Annotated in this window: 13 protein-coding genes; 12 read left to right on the forward strand and 1 reads right to left on the reverse strand. The window is 67.0% G+C overall.

Features of this window, described 5'->3' with window-relative positions; genetic code table 11:
* The first annotated feature begins 8 nt into the window (after window positions 1–8).
* From O3298_RS22135 to O3298_RS22190, 12 genes are read left to right on the forward strand one after another with little or no spacing between them, the layout of a single operon-like run.
* On the forward strand, window positions 9–503 hold the full coding sequence (locus O3298_RS22135) for a GspH/FimT family pseudopilin (RefSeq protein WP_051959291.1): 495 nt from the start codon (window positions 9–11) through the stop codon (window positions 501–503).
* On the forward strand, window positions 500–883 hold the full coding sequence (gene gspI / locus O3298_RS22140) for a type II secretion system minor pseudopilin GspI (protein WP_034783570.1): 384 nt from the start codon (window positions 500–502) through the stop codon (window positions 881–883). Before O3298_RS22135 ends, gspI begins: the two co-directional genes overlap by 4 nt.
* The gene (locus O3298_RS22145) at window positions 883–1,506 is read left to right on the forward strand and encodes a type II secretion system protein J (protein WP_289912451.1); all 624 of its coding nucleotides are present in this window, start codon (window positions 883–885) and stop codon (window positions 1,504–1,506) included. The genes gspI and O3298_RS22145 overlap by 1 nt, the downstream gene beginning before the upstream one ends.
* Entirely contained in the window at window positions 1,503–2,477 is a 975-nt protein-coding gene (gene gspK / locus O3298_RS22150; protein ID WP_305060555.1) for a type II secretion system minor pseudopilin GspK, read from the forward strand. Before O3298_RS22145 ends, gspK begins: the two co-directional genes overlap by 4 nt.
* Before the next feature lie 19 nt (window positions 2,478–2,496).
* Entirely contained in the window at window positions 2,497–3,726 is a 1,230-nt protein-coding gene (gene gspL, locus O3298_RS22155) for a type II secretion system protein GspL (RefSeq protein ID WP_305060556.1), read from the forward strand.
* Window positions 3,723–4,256 carry a type II secretion system protein M gene (locus tag O3298_RS22160; RefSeq protein WP_305060557.1) on the forward strand — a complete coding sequence of 178 codons (534 nt, stop codon included), beginning with the start codon at window positions 3,723–3,725 and terminating at the stop codon, window positions 4,254–4,256. The genes gspL and O3298_RS22160 overlap by 4 nt, the downstream gene beginning before the upstream one ends.
* Window positions 4,253–5,029 carry a type II secretion system protein N gene (locus O3298_RS22165; protein WP_305060558.1) on the forward strand — a complete coding sequence of 259 codons (777 nt, stop codon included), beginning with the start codon at window positions 4,253–4,255 and terminating at the stop codon, window positions 5,027–5,029. The genes O3298_RS22160 and O3298_RS22165 overlap by 4 nt, the downstream gene beginning before the upstream one ends.
* Window positions 5,026–7,278, forward strand: coding sequence for a type II secretion system secretin GspD (gspD, locus tag O3298_RS22170; protein ID WP_305056563.1), 2,253 nt, complete (start codon window positions 5,026–5,028; stop codon window positions 7,276–7,278). Before O3298_RS22165 ends, gspD begins: the two co-directional genes overlap by 4 nt.
* Before the next feature lie 10 nt (window positions 7,279–7,288).
* The gene (gene gspE / locus O3298_RS22175) at window positions 7,289–8,710 is read left to right on the forward strand and encodes a type II secretion system ATPase GspE (protein WP_077398708.1); all 1,422 of its coding nucleotides are present in this window, start codon (window positions 7,289–7,291) and stop codon (window positions 8,708–8,710) included.
* Window positions 8,711–8,720: 10 nt separating this feature from the next.
* Window positions 8,721–9,941, forward strand: a complete 1,221-nt coding sequence (gene gspF, locus O3298_RS22180) for a type II secretion system inner membrane protein GspF (protein WP_305053789.1) — start codon at window positions 8,721–8,723, stop codon at window positions 9,939–9,941.
* A gap of 15 nt (window positions 9,942–9,956) precedes the next feature.
* On the forward strand, window positions 9,957–10,514 hold the full coding sequence (locus tag O3298_RS22185; protein WP_289905855.1) for a type II secretion system protein N: 558 nt from the start codon (window positions 9,957–9,959) through the stop codon (window positions 10,512–10,514).
* A 58-nt stretch (window positions 10,515–10,572) separates the two neighbouring features.
* On the forward strand, window positions 10,573–12,831 hold the full coding sequence (locus tag O3298_RS22190; protein WP_289905854.1) for a patatin-like phospholipase family protein: 2,259 nt from the start codon (window positions 10,573–10,575) through the stop codon (window positions 12,829–12,831).
* On the opposite strand, the gene O3298_RS22195 is transcribed toward O3298_RS22190, so the two are convergent.
* Window positions 12,804–13,580, reverse strand: coding sequence for a helix-turn-helix transcriptional regulator (locus tag O3298_RS22195; RefSeq protein WP_180278646.1), 777 nt, complete (start codon window positions 13,578–13,580; stop codon window positions 12,804–12,806). The two genes, O3298_RS22190 and O3298_RS22195, sit on opposite strands and share 28 nt — an antisense overlap.
* Between the last annotated feature and the right edge of the window lie 86 nt (window positions 13,581–13,666).

The raw sequence follows: 13,666 nt of genomic DNA on the forward strand, positions 1-13,666 counted from the left end.
TCCATTGCATGCCAGCCATGACCACCGGTCGCGCACCGCCCCGGCCACGCGCCAGCGGCTTCACGCTGATCGAATTGCTGGTGGTGATGGTCATCATCGGCGTGACCCTGGGCCTGGTGTCGCTGAACGCCATGCCGAATGGCCAGCAAGCCTTGCAAAAGGAAGCCGAACGCATCGCCCTGCTGCTGCAGCTGGCGCGCGATGAAGCCATCGTGCGCAGCCGGCAGGTGGCGTTCGAGGCTGACGAAAATCAATACCGTTTCCTGGTCCTCAATGAAAAGCTGTGGCAACCCGTGACGCAGGACGATTTGCTGCGCGAGCGCGCGTTTGCCAACACGCCCATGCTGCTCAGCGTGCAGCCCTCGAACAGCGTGGCCCAGCCGCTGCGCATCATCTTCGGCCGCGAACCGGTCGACAAGCCTTTCGTGCTGACCCTGGCCAGCGGCGAGCGCAGCGTGGCCATCCGCGCCGACGGCATTGGCCACTTCACGGTCGAGCAATGATGCGGCTCCCACGTCATGGCCGTCAGCGCGGCTTCACTTTGCTGGAAGTCCTCGTCGCCCTCGTCATCGTCGGCACGGCCCTGGGCGCGTCCTTGCGCGCCGTCGGCAGCCTGACGCAAAACAGCGACGGCTTGCGCAGCGCCATGATGGCCACCTGGTCGGCGGAAAACCACCTGGTGCGGCTGCGCCTGGCAAAAACCTTTCCGCAGACGGGCAAGCGCACGGTCGACTGCCCGCAGGGCGATTTAAAACTCATTTGCGAGGAGGAAGTGGTGGCCACGCCGAATCCCCGCATCCGCCAAGTGCGCGTCAACGTGTATGACGCACAGTACCCGGCCCGGCGCATCGTGCGCCTGGTCTTGCTTTCCTTTAACGACTGATGGCGCGCCGTCCTCTCCCTGCCGCGGGTTTTACCCTGATCGAGCTGCTCGTGGCGATCGGCATCCTGGCCATGGTCGCCGTGCTGGGCTGGCGCGGCCTGGACAGCATCATGCGCTCGCGCGAAGTGCTGACCAGCCAGCTGGAGCAGGCGCGCGGCATGCAGCTGGCGTTTGCCCAGATGCAGAGCGATTGCGACCACCTGGCCGGCGCCGGGCTGAACAACAGCCTGCTGAACGGCCGCATCAACCTGTCGGCGGAAAACGACCGCCTGACCCTGGTGCGCCTGGCCGCCTCGGAACAGGAGCCGCAACAGTTGCAAGTGGTCACTTACCGGCTGCGCGGCGGCGTGCTGACGCGGCGCGAGTCGAACGGCACGCGCGACCTGGCCGTGCTCGACACCCTGTGGCAGGCGGCGCGCGACGATACCGATACCTCCAGCGCCGACGTGGCCCTGATGCAGGGCGTCGACAGCATGGTCATGCGCGGCTGGAGCAATGGCGCCTGGAACGTGCTGACGGCGGGCGCCACCATCTCCACGCAGGTGCCGGGCCTGGAAGTGACCTTGCAAATGCCGGGCCAGGACGCGGGCCTGTCCAAAGTCTTTTTATTGGGACCGGGATGACGCGCTTCAAGTTCCCCTCGCGCCAGCGCGGCGTGGCCGTCATCACGGCCTTGTTGCTGACGGCGCTGGCCATCACCGTCGTCGCCAGCCTGTTCTGGCAGCAGCAGGTGCAGGTGCGCTCGATGGAAAACCAGCGCCTGCGCCTGCAGACGCAGTGGGCCATGCGCGGCATGGTCGACTTCGCCCGCTTCTGGTTGCGCCAGGACAATCCCATGCTGACGGCGCTTGATGGCGTATGGGCCACGCCCATCGAGGAAGCACGGCTCGACGATTACGTGGACCGCGAAAAGGTCGACACGGAAAAATTCGACGCCACCGTTTCGGGCCGCGCGCTCGATGCGCAGGCGCGCTTCAATATCACCAACCTGGTCGACGTCACGGGCGCCATCAATCCGAAGCAGGTGCTGGCCTACCAGCGTTTATTGTCCAACATGAAGCTCGACAGCGGCCTGGCGCAAGCGACGGCCGATGCCGTGCTGCGCGCGCGGCCGAAGCCGCGTACCGCCAGCGGCACCGACGGCAAGACGCCCGCTGCCACGCCCGCCACGGGTGGCAGCAGCGAGCCGGTGGCATTCACGCAAGTCGAGGATTTGCTGGCCGTGCCCGGCTATACGCCGCAAATGATCGAGCAACTACGCGATGTCGTCATCATCTTGCCCGAAATCACCGGGGTCAACGTGAACACGGCCCCGGCCGAGGTGCTGGCGGCCGTGACGATGCTGTCGCTGTCCGAGGCCAGCGCCCTGACTTTGAGCAATCCGCGCAAAAAATTTGTTGATTTGGCAAACTTCAAGAATAATATTGATGCGAAGCAAGTGATTGAAGGTATCGAGCTTGACGTGAAGAGCCGCTATTTCCTTACCGTCATCCGCGTGCGGCTGGATCGTGCCGCCCTTGATGCCGTGGCGCTCATCAATCGAAAAACGGATCCGCAGCGCACCACCAGCCTGGTCTGGTTGCGGGAAAATTAACAGCTGAAAGCGAGTCACTTTGACAATATTGTATATCCGTCACCCGGCCAAGGCCTCCACCGACAGCGCGCCGGCCTGCTCCTTCGTGCTGGCCGGCGACGGCGGCGCCCTGTTGCAGCAGGGCAGCGCGCCGCTGGGCAGCCTGGGCCAGCTGATCGCTGGCGCGAAGCAGGTGGTGCTGCTGCTGGCGGCGGCCGACGTGACCCTGCTGCGCCTGAAAACGCCGCCGCTGGCCGGCGCCCGCTTGCGCGCGGCCTTGCCGGGCCTGGTGGAAGAACACATTCTCGGCGACACCCAGGATTGCCTGCTGGCCGCCGGCGCGCCCGACGCTGCCGGCATGCGCACGGTGGCCGTGGCGCAGCGCGCCTGGGCCGAGGTACTCGTGAAAGCCTTGCTGGCGCAGGGTGCGCGCAAGGTGGCGCTGCTGCCATCGCAGCTGTGCCTGCCCTTGCAGCCGGGCAGCGTGACGGCTGCCCTGCAAGCCAGCGGCGATGGCCTGGAACTGGCCTTGCGCCAGGCGCCGCAAGAGGGCCTGGGGCTGGTGTTGCCGGCCCAGCCGCAGCAGGCCTTGCTGACGACGCGCGCGTTTGCCGGCGATGTGCCCCTGACGGTCTACGTGGCGCAGGCCGAGCTTGCGCAATATCAACAACTGGCCGCCGGCATGGACGGCGTGACGGTGGAACCGGACCACTGGGCGCACTGGATCGCCGGCGCCAGGGGCGCGGGACTGGACCTGGCCGCTTCCCTGGGTACGGCGACGGGCTCGGCCACCGAATGGCGCCGCTGGCGCTGGCCGCTGCGCCTGGCGCTGCTGGCCGTGATCGTCAACCTGGCCGGCATGAATATCGAATGGATGCGCTTGAAGCGCGAGGCCGCCACCGTGCGCACCTCGATGCAGCAAACCTTCAAGGCCGCGTATCCGAACGAAACGCCCGTGTATGGCCTGGAAGCGGAGCAGATGCGGCGCAATATCGCCGCCGCCCGCCTGCAGGGCGGGCAAGCGAGCATGGATGACTTCACCAGCATGAGCGCGGCGCTGGGCGAGGCGCTGGGCGGCCTGGCCGGGCGTGGCGTGGTGGCCTCGCTGGAATACCGCGAGCGCAGCCTGATCGTCAAACTGAAACCGGACATGGTCGACGCCAGCGCCCAGGCGCAGGTGCGCGACGGCCTGGCCGCGCGCAAGCTGGCCTTGAATGAAACGGCGCCGGGCGTGTGGAAGATCACGCCAGCCACGGGAGCAAAAACATGAGTGCAGCAGTCAACAAGGCGCGCGCCACGTGGGCGGGGCAGCAGCAGGCCGTGCAGGCCTTCTGGGCCGAGCGCACGCCGCAGGAGCGCAAGCTCTTGAGCATCGGCGGCGTGGTGGCGGGGCTGGCCCTCGTCTACGCCGTATTCTTCGAGCCGGCCTGGACGGGCCGCATCGCCTTGCAAAAGAGCTTGCCCGAGCTGCGCCAGAACGCGGCCCAGCTGCAGGCGCTGGCGCGCGAAGCGGGCGAGCTGGCGCGCCAGGCGCCCGTGCAGGTCGCTCCTATGAGCCGTGACAGCCTCGACGCGTCGCTGAAGGCGCGGGGCCTGGCGCCGCAATCGCTGTCGCTGACGGGAGAGTACGCGCGCGTGCAATTGAACGGCGTGCCGTTCGCTAGCGTCATGCTGTGGCTGGACGGCTTGCGCCGCGAAGGCCGCGTGGCGGTGCAGGAAGCGAAGATCACGGCGCAGGGCAAGGCGGGACTGGTCGATGCCAGCCTGACCCTGCACCAGAGCCCGGGCGCGGCGCGATGATGCGCCTGCTAGGCTGGCTGCTGGCCATCATCGTCAGCGTCTGCGTCACCCTGCTGGTGTTTTTCCCGGCCGGCTGGGTCGCCGGTCTCGTGGAAAAGCAGACGGGCGGACGTTTGACCTTGGGCGACGCGCAAGGTACCCTGTGGCGCGGCTCGGCCTTTATCGGCGGGGCGGCCAGCGCGAATGGCGCCGTGACGCCGCTGCTGCCGGGGCGCTTCAGCTGGCGCATTTCGCCGTCCGTGCTGTGGGGATCGGTGGACGTGGAATTGCAGAATGCGCAGGCGCTGTCGCAGGCCGTCAATTTGCGCGGCTCGTGGTCGCACTGGCAAGTCAGCCCGGCGGCCTTGCTGCTGCCGGCCGACGGCCTGGGCGGCCTGGGCGCGCCCTTGAATACCGTGGCGCCGACGGGCAGTATGCGCCTGTCGTGGAGCACCTTGCAGCTGGCGCTGGAAAAACAGCAGTTTTCCGCCGTCGGCCGCACGACCCTGCAGATGACGGACATGGCTTCGCGCCTGTCGTCCTTGCGTCCGCTGGGCAGTTACGAGCTCGATTTCGATTGGCAGGGGCAGCAGGCGACGTTGACCTTGCGCTCCATCAAAGGACCGCTGCTGCTCGACGGCAGCGGCAGCCTGCAACAGGGGCGCATGCAGTTTTCCGGCCAGGCCCAGGCCGCAGCAGGATATGAAGAGACCTTGGCGAGTTTGTTGAATTTGCTGGGACAGCGCCGTAGCAATAGCGAAAAAAACATCATCGCCTTAGAGTTCAGACAATGAAAAAACCATCCGTGAGCCCCCATACCTTCTCCTTTTCGCTGCGCCGCCTGTCGGCCGCCGCCTTGCTGTGCTGTTCCGTGGCCGGCATGCCGGCGCCCGTCTGGGCCGCGCCCGGCGATGAAGCGGCGCTCAATTTCGTCGGCGCCGACATCGAATCCGTGATCAAGGCCGTGGGCCATTACACCAACATCAATTTCGTCATCGACCCGCGCGTCAAGGGCACGATCACGCTGGTGTCGGAAAAATCGATCAGCAAGACGCAAGCCTTCGCGCTGCTGGCCTCGGCCCTGCGCCTGCAAGGCTATGCGGTGGTTTCCGGCGACGGCTACGCGAAAGTGGTGCCGGAAGCGGACGCCAAGCTGCAATCCGTGCCGACCCAGGTGGGCAACGGCAGCAGCCAGGTGAAGGGCGACCAGATCGCCACCCAGGTGTTTTACCTGAACTACGAATCGTCGGCCAACCTGCTGGCCGTGCTGCGCCCCCTGATTTCGCCGAACAACACGATCAATGCCAACCCGGGTAACAACTCGCTGGTGATCACCGATTACGCGGATAACCTCAAGCGCCTGGCGAAGATCATCGCCGCGCTCGACGTGCCCGCCTCGACGGACCTGGACGTGATCCCCGTGCGCTATGCCATCGCTTCCGACCTGGCCTCGATGGTGAATAAACTGATGGAAGGCGGTAATGCGGGCGGCGCCGCCGGGGCCGACGCGGGCAAGGTATCCGTGCTGGCCGACCCGCGCACCAATTCGCTGGTGCTGCGCGCGCCGTCGGCGGCGCGCGCCAACCTGGCCAAGTCGCTCATTTCCAAGCTGGACCAGCCGACCACGCAGCTGGGCAACGTGCACGTGGTGTACCTCAAAAATGCGGACGCCACCAAGCTGGCGCAGACCCTGCGCTCGGTGGTGACGTCGGATGGCACGGCCGCTTCGGCGCAGCAGCCGGGCAACAACAGCCTGAATACGAATAACCAGAACAACCAGGGCGGCGGCATGAACACCACTGGCCTGGGCGGCAATACGCAAAGCGGCACCACGGGCGGCGCTTCGCTGAGCAACGGGCCGCAGCAGCTGTCCTCGGGCGGCGCGGCAGGCTTCATCCAGGCCGACGCTTCCACCAATACCCTGATCCTGACGTGCAACGAGGCCGTCTACCGCAACCTGCGCGCCGTGATCGACCAGCTCGACGTGCGCCGCGCCCAGGTCTACATCGAGGCGCTGATCGTCGAAGTGACGTCGGCCAAGGCCTCCGAGTTCGGCGTGCAGTGGCTGGGGCTTTCCGGCGACAGCAGCAGCAGCTACCGCGTGGGCGCGCTGCAGTCGTTCGCCGGCGGTACCGACAACAATATCGCCAAGCTGGCGCTGGGCGGCGGCAAGGTGCTGCCGACGGGCGGCCTGACGCTGGGCATCTTCAAGCAGATCAACGGCGCGCTGGGCCTGGGCGCCGTGGCGCATGCGCTGGAATCGGACGGCAACGCGAACATCCTGTCGACGCCGAACCTGATCACCCTGGACAACGAGCTGGCGACCATCAAGGTGGGCCAGAACGTGCCTATCCTGACGGGCCAGTACACCAGCACGGCCGGCACCAACACGAACCCGTTCCAGACCATCGACCGCAAGGAAGTGGGCCTGACCCTGAAGGTGCGTCCGCAGATTTCCGAAGGCGGCACGATCAAGCTGGGCATCTATCACGAGACGTCGAGCGTGGACAAGTCCACGTCGACGGCCGTCAGCGGCATCACCATCAACAACCGCGTGATCGAAAACAATGTGCTGGCCGACGATGGCCAGATCATCGTCCTGGGCGGCCTGATCGAGGACAGCACGGGCGACAACGCGGAAAAAGTGCGCGGCCTGGGCGACATTCCCCTGATCGGCAACCTGTTCAAGTACCAGACGCGCGAGCGCAAGAAAACCAATCTGATGATCTTCCTGCGCCCCGTCATCGTGCGCAACAAGGAGCAGAGCGGCAGCCTGGCGGCCGACCGCTACGACTACATGCGCTCGGCCGAGACGGCCGCCGTGCCGGCATCGGGCAATCTGATGCTGAAAGACCTGGGCACGCCCGTGCTGCCGGCCCTGCAGGATGGCCAGCCGGTGGGCGGCAGCATGGTGACGCGCCCCGTGCCGCCGGCGCCGACGCCGCCGCCAGGCGCGCCGGCCAACGCGGCCACGCCGCCGCAGTCGCTGTTGCAGCAGTATCAGCAACAACCGCAGCAACAGCCGCAGCAGCCGCAGAAGTGATGGGACAGTCATGAGTAATCTGCTTCCCTACGCCTACGCGCGCGATTTCGGCTTGCTGGCCCGGCCCGGCGCCGTCGACGGCGCCCCCGTCGAGGTGCTGGTGGCCGCATCGACGGCGCCGGCGGCGATTGCCGAAGTGTCGCGCCGTTTCGGCCAGATCCAGCTGACGGTGCTGCCGCGCGGCGACCTCGATGCGGCCATTGCCGGCGCCTACGCGGGCGGCGGCGGCGACGCGTCGCAGATGGCCGATGAATTCGACGCCGACCTGGATTTGACAAAACTGCTGCAGGACGTGCCGGCCATCGAGGATTTGCTCGAATCGTCCGACGACGCGCCCGTCATCCGCATGATCAACGCCTTGCTCACGCAAGCGCTGCGCGAAGGCGCGTCCGATATCCACATCGAGCCGTTCGAACAGACGTCCGTCGTGCGCTTCCGCATCGACGGCAGCCTGCGCGACGTCGTGCGTCCCAGGAAAGCCATCCACGGTTCGCTGATTTCGCGCATCAAGATCATGGCGCAGCTCGACATTGCCGAAAAGCGCTTGCCGCAGGACGGCCGCATCACCCTGCGCGTGGGCGGCAAGCCCGTCGACGTGCGCGTCTCGACCCTGCCCACCGGGCATGGCGAACGGGCCGTGCTGCGTTTGCTGGACAAGGAAGCGGGGCGCCTCGACCTGCAGCACTTGGGCATGAGCGCGCCCATGCTGGGGCAGTTCGACGGCCTGATCACGCAGCCGCACGGCATCGTGCTCGTCACGGGCCCTACCGGCTCGGGCAAGACGACGACCCTGTACGCGGCGCTGTCGATGCTCAACGCCACCACCACGAACATCCTGACGGTGGAAGACCCGATCGAGTACGACCTGGCCGGCGTCGGCCAGACGCAGGTCAATCCGCGCATCGACATGACATTTGCCAAAGCGCTGCGGGCGATTTTGCGGCAAGATCCAGATGTGATCATGATCGGCGAGATCCGCGACCTGGAAACGGCGCAGATCGCCGTGCAGGCATCCTTGACGGGCCACCTGGTGCTGGCGACGCTGCACACGAACGACGCCTCGGCGGCCGTCACGCGCTTGCTCGACATGGGCATCGAGCCGTTCCTGCTGTCCTCGTCGCTGCTGGGCGTGCTGGCGCAGCGCCTGGTGCGCAAGCTGTGCGGTTCCTGCAAGACCTTCGACGGCCAGTACTGGCAGGCGGTCGGCTGCGAGCATTGCGGCCAGACGGGCTACCAGGGCCGCGTGGGCGTGTACGAGCTGCTGCGCACGACGGAGCAGATCCGCGCGCAGATCCACAACCGTGCCTCGGAAGCGGAAGTGCGCGCCGTGGCCCTGCAGGACGGCATGACGAGCATGCGCGACGACGGCGAACGCTGGCTGCGCGACGGCACCACCACGCAGGCCGAGTTGCTGCGCGTGACCAAAGACTAGGCCCGCCACCATGCCCGCATTCCGCTATGAAGCCGTCGACGCGCAAGGCGCCACCCGCAAGGGCGTGCTCAATGCCGATAGTCCCCGTTCCGCGCGCGCCGAGTTGCGCGTGCAAGGCCTGGTGCCGCTGGCCGTCGAGCCGATCGCCGCGCAGGTCGACGCCGCCGGCGTGACCAAACGGCGCGGCTTCGGCGAGCGCCTGTCCAGCACCGAGCTGGCCCTGTTTACGCGCCAGCTGGCCAGTTTGCTGGAAGCGGGCCTGCCGCTGGAGCAGGCGTTTTCCGCGCTGCTGGAACAGGCCGAGCGGCCTTACTTGCGCGACCTGATCGCTTCGATCCGTTCAGAAGTGATCGGCGGCGCCGCGTTTTCCGACGTGCTGGCGCGCCATCCGCGCGATTTCGCGGAAATTTACCGGGCGCTGGTGGCGTCGGGCGAGCAGATCGGCCATTTGTCGCGCGTGCTCTCGCGCCTGGCCGACTATATCGAGCGGCGCAATGCGCTGGTGCAGAAGGTCAAGCTGGCATTCACGTATCCGGCCATCGTCACGGTGGTGGCGTTTTCCATCGTGATTTTCCTGCTCACCTATGTGGTGCCGCAGATCGTCTCCGTATTCGCCAATACCAAGCAGAAGCTGCCCATGCTGACGGTGATCATGCTGGCGCTGTCGGACTTCGTGCGCAACTACGGCATCGTCGTGGCGATTGTCCTCGTCGGCGCCTGGTTCGCCTGGCGCCGCGCGCTGCAGCAGCCTGCTCTGAAGCGGCGCTGGCATACCTGGCTGCTGACGGCGCCCCTGTACGGCAAGTTCGAGCGCAGCCTGAACACGGCGCGTTTCGCCAGCACCCTGGCCATCACCACGGGGTCCGGCGTGCCGATCCTGCGCGCGCTCGACACCAGCCGCGACACGCTCACCAACGTGGCGATGCAGGAACTGGTGGCTGACGCCAGCGGCGCCGTGCGCGAGGGCGTCAGCCTGGCGCGCGCGCTGTCGGCGCAAAAGCATTTTCCGCCCATGCTGATCCACATGATACGCGCGGGCGAAATCACGGGCGAGCTGCCGGCCATGCTGGAACGCGCCGCCAGCGCGCAGGAGCAGGACCTGGAACGCCGCACCCTGACCATTGCCGGCCTGCTGGAACCGGCCCTGATCCTGGCGATGGGCGTGGTGGTGCTGCTGATCGTGCTGGCCGTGCTGATGCCGATTATCGAAATCAATCAGCTTGTAAGATAAGTATCCAAGGAAGCCATGAAGCGTTTGCCTCAAGTTACAAGTTTGCTCGCCGTCGTGGCGCTGTCCGTGTCGCTGGCCTATTGGGCCATGCAGCTGTTCAAGGCGCCGCAGCGTCCCATCAATCCGCCCCCCAATCCGGTGGTGCAGGATGCCAGCGTGGAGGCGGGCGCTTCGCTGTTCGGCGGCCAGGTCAGCGTGGCCACGGCCAGCAACTACCAGCTCAAGGGCGTGGTGGCCGCCGGCAATGGCCGCGGCAGCGTGGCCATCATCTCGACCGATGGCAAGCCCTCCGTGGCCTTGCCGGAAGGAGCCGAAGTGGTGCCCGGCGTGACGGTGCTGGAAGTGCATGCGCGCCACGTGCTGCTGCGCGACGGCGGCGTGAGCAAGCGCATCGACCTGGTGGCCGACGACAAGGCGCTGGCCTTGCCGGGGCAGGTGTCCGCCACCCCGACGCCGGCCGCGGCCCCTGCGCCGGTCACGAACCTGGTGCCGCCGCCGCTGCCGATGGAGCAGCAGCGGCCGGCGACCATGATGCCGGCGCCGCAAGTGAGCAGCGTGCCGCCGCCGAATTAACGCTGTTTTTATCGTATTTTGCCGATGGCGCCATGCCGCCATCGCCACAGGAGTCTTCATGTTCTCGATTCGTGCCGTCCTGGCGGGCTGCGTGGCGGCGCTGTGCGCCTTGCCGCCGGCTGCCGCCGCCGATGTTCCCGCCGCCACTACCCCCGCCTCCACCGCCACGCCGGCCGTTTCCGCACCCGTCGCGGCGCGTCCGCGCATCGCCCTGGTGCTGTCGGGCGGCGGCGCGCGCGGCCTGGCGCATATCGGCGTCTTGAAAGTGCTGCAGGAGCTGCATGTGCCGATCGACATGGTGGTCGGTACCAGCATGGGCGGCGTGGTGGGCGGCGCGTATGCGGCCGGCGCCTCCGTGGCGGACCTGGAAAAGATGGCGCGCGAGACCAACTGGGCGCGCGTGGTGGCCGACCGGCCGCCGCGCGACGAACTGGCGTTCCGCCGCCGCGAGGAAGATTTGTTGCTGCCGTCGCGCATCGAGTTTGGCACCAGCCGCAACGGCATTTCCACGCCGCCGTCGGCGGCCAGCAATGCGGCGCTGGAAATGGCCTTGAACCGGCTGCTGCCGGCCGGCATGCGCGACCGCCCCGCCAGCCAGCTGCCGCTGCCTTTCCGCTCGGTGGCGTCGGACCTGGTCAATGGCGAACTGGTGGAACTGGTCGATACACCCCTGTTCCTGTCGATGCGCGCCTCGCTGGCCGTGCCGGGCGTGTTTGCCCCCGTGCGCGTGAATAACCGGCTGGTGGTCGATGGGGGCCTGGTGCGCAACCTGCCCGTCGACATGGCGCGCGCCATGGGCGCCGACATCATCATCGCCGTCAACGTGGGCACGCCGCTGGCGCCGGAAAAAGAGCTGGGCAGCGCCATCGGCGTGGCGCAGCAGATGCTGCAAATCCTCACGGAACAGAATGTGCAGCGCTCGCTCAAGGAGCTGCAGCCGCAGGATATCCTGGTGGCGCCGGATTTGACGGGCGTCAGTTTCCTCGACTTTGAAAACTATGCGCGCGCCATGCGCGCCGGCGAGCAGGCAGCGCAGGCCCTGGCCGCCCGCCTGGCGCCGCTGGCCCTGCCGCCGGAACAGTATGCGGCGCGCGAGCAGCTGCGCCTGGCCGCGCCGGCCCTGCTGGACGTGGCCCTGCCGCTCACGCGCCTGGCCGTGGAGAGCGAAGGCGATATCAATCCGCGCATCCTGCAGGCGCAATCGGGCCTGGTGGAAGGGCAGTCGATCAGCCAGGAAGATGTGCTCAAGGCGGCGGCCAAGCTGTATGGCCGCGGCGACGTGGCGCGCGTGGAGACGGAAGTGGTCGATTCCGGCGACCAGCGCGCCGTCACCATCAAGGCCGTCGAAGCGCCGTGGGCCAGCAGCCGCCTGCGCGTGGGCCTGGAAGTGGGCAGCGATTTCAGGGACAGCAATACCTTTGCCCTGAAGCTGCTGCATGTGCGCTCGAATCTGAACAGCTGGGGCGGCGAATTGCGCAGCATGGCGCAGATCGGCACCACGCGCAATTTCGGGGTGCAGTACTGGCAACCGCTGGGCGCCGGCAACCCGTGGTATATCGCGCCGTCGATCCAGTACAGCTCGCAGGCGGTCGACCTGTTCGACAAGGGACGGCGCAGCGCGCGCGTCGCTTACAGCGGCCAGGGCGCCAGCCTGGTGCTGGGACGCCAGTTCGGCTTCTGGGGCGACCTGCAGTTCGGCGTCTCGCGCAGCGAAGTCAAGGCCGGTGTCAGCATCCCGGCCGACCCGGCCTACCCGCAGGAGCGGGCGCTGGGCACCAACCAGTTCGTCCAGTTCCGCGTCGATACGCTCGATTCGCCCGGTTTCCCCACGCGCGGCGTGCTGTTTGACGCCACCTGGACGCGCGCCTCGACCACCGGTTCGGGCGAGACGGGCCTGGGGCGTTCCGCCATCACGGGCTTGAAGGCCTTTGGCCGCGGCAATTGGGCCGGCCATGTGTATGGCGAATGGGCGCGCGCGCAGCGCGGCGAGGCGCCACTCAGCCTGGGCGGCTTCCTGCGCCTGTCCGGCACGCAGTTCGAATCGGTGACGGGGCGCAGCGTGGCCCTGGCGCGCTTCGTGATGGCGCGCCGCATCGGCTCCCTGCCCAGCACCCTGGGCGGCGCCGTGCGGGCCGGCTTTTCGCTGGAAATGGGCGGCGGCTTCGATCAGAGCGAGCACTGGAAATCCACCAAATTCACGCAGGCCAGCAGCGCCTTCATCTCCGTCGATACGCGCTTCGGTCCCGTGTACGTGGCGTCGGGCGCATCGAAGGGCGGCGAGAGCACGCTCTACCTGTTCCTGGGGCCGGTCTGGTAGGGCGCGGCGGACGCCGTACTGCGGCGCAGGGCCGTGAAGGCGGCAAATTCCCATGAGCGAAAGCCCAGCAGCAGGGTAAAGCCGTCGCGCTCGGCGGGGGCCAGGCGGCGGTCGTTCTGGTGCAGGCGCGCCAGTTCCTCGGCCAGCTGGCGGATCTTTTGCACCAGCTCCTGCGCGCTCGACAGCGACAGGCGCGCCGGGATGCACATCAGGGTTTCGCCGGCGCCGTCAAAATGCCCGCTGAAATAATCGGCCACCACGTGTTCGCGGAAGTACTGCTGCACCGGGCCGTCGGCCAGCCAGTGGAAGGCGTTCGAGACGCGCAGGCTGTAGCGGTTTAGCGGCTTGAGCTCGATCAAGCCCAGCCGGTCCAGCTCAGCCAGGCAGCCGATGCATTCGGCTTGCGTCAGCGCATACGTTTCCACCACCTGTTCCAGGCTCCAGTGACCGAGGCAGCAGATCGCCACCAGCAGCAGGCGCGGATGCGCCACCAGCGACTTTTCCTGCACCAGGGTGAGCGTGTCGGCATGCGGCGTGATGTCGGCCGCGCCGCGCAGCACGTCTTCCATGGCGATGCCCGAGGCCTTGCAGATCAGGGCCAGGCGCGACAGCGACATGTCGTGCTGGCCAAACATGCGCTTGACGCTCGATTCGCTCATGCCGATGCGTTCGGCCAGCACTTTATAGGTGATGCCGGCGGCGCGCAGTTGCGTGCGCAGCACGCGCAAAACCAGTTCGGGTGAACTCACGGATATCCTTTTTGATAAGTTTGGTAGCGGGTAACGGTACCGAATGTAGCCCTTAATGGCACTTTGCACAAGGTGATAGTACTTTA

The organism is Janthinobacterium sp. SUN137 (assembly GCF_030587265.1).
Taxonomy (GTDB): Bacteria; Pseudomonadota; Gammaproteobacteria; order Burkholderiales; family Burkholderiaceae_D; genus Janthinobacterium; species Janthinobacterium kumbetense.

Excerpts from the sequence above, each read along its gene's own strand:
- gspD (WP_305056563.1), top strand. The coding sequence starts at position 5,026 with ATGAAAAAACCATCCGTGAGCCCCCATACCTTCTCCTTTTCGCTGCGC.
- gspF (WP_305053789.1), top strand. The coding sequence starts at position 8,721 with ATGCCCGCATTCCGCTATGAAGCCGTCGACGCGCAAGGCGCCACCCGC.
- gspK (WP_305060555.1), top strand. The coding sequence starts at position 1,503 with ATGACGCGCTTCAAGTTCCCCTCGCGCCAGCGCGGCGTGGCCGTCATC.
- O3298_RS22185 (WP_289905855.1), top strand. The coding sequence starts at position 9,957 with ATGAAGCGTTTGCCTCAAGTTACAAGTTTGCTCGCCGTCGTGGCGCTG.
- O3298_RS22160 (WP_305060557.1), top strand. The coding sequence starts at position 3,723 with ATGAGTGCAGCAGTCAACAAGGCGCGCGCCACGTGGGCGGGGCAGCAG.
- gspE (WP_077398708.1), top strand. The coding sequence starts at position 7,289 with ATGAGTAATCTGCTTCCCTACGCCTACGCGCGCGATTTCGGCTTGCTG.
- O3298_RS22145 (WP_289912451.1), top strand. The coding sequence starts at position 883 with ATGGCGCGCCGTCCTCTCCCTGCCGCGGGTTTTACCCTGATCGAGCTG.
- O3298_RS22190 (WP_289905854.1), top strand. The coding sequence starts at position 10,573 with ATGTTCTCGATTCGTGCCGTCCTGGCGGGCTGCGTGGCGGCGCTGTGC.
- O3298_RS22135 (WP_051959291.1), top strand. The coding sequence starts at position 9 with ATGCCAGCCATGACCACCGGTCGCGCACCGCCCCGGCCACGCGCCAGC.
- O3298_RS22165 (WP_305060558.1), top strand. The coding sequence starts at position 4,253 with ATGATGCGCCTGCTAGGCTGGCTGCTGGCCATCATCGTCAGCGTCTGC.
- gspI (WP_034783570.1), top strand. The coding sequence starts at position 500 with ATGATGCGGCTCCCACGTCATGGCCGTCAGCGCGGCTTCACTTTGCTG.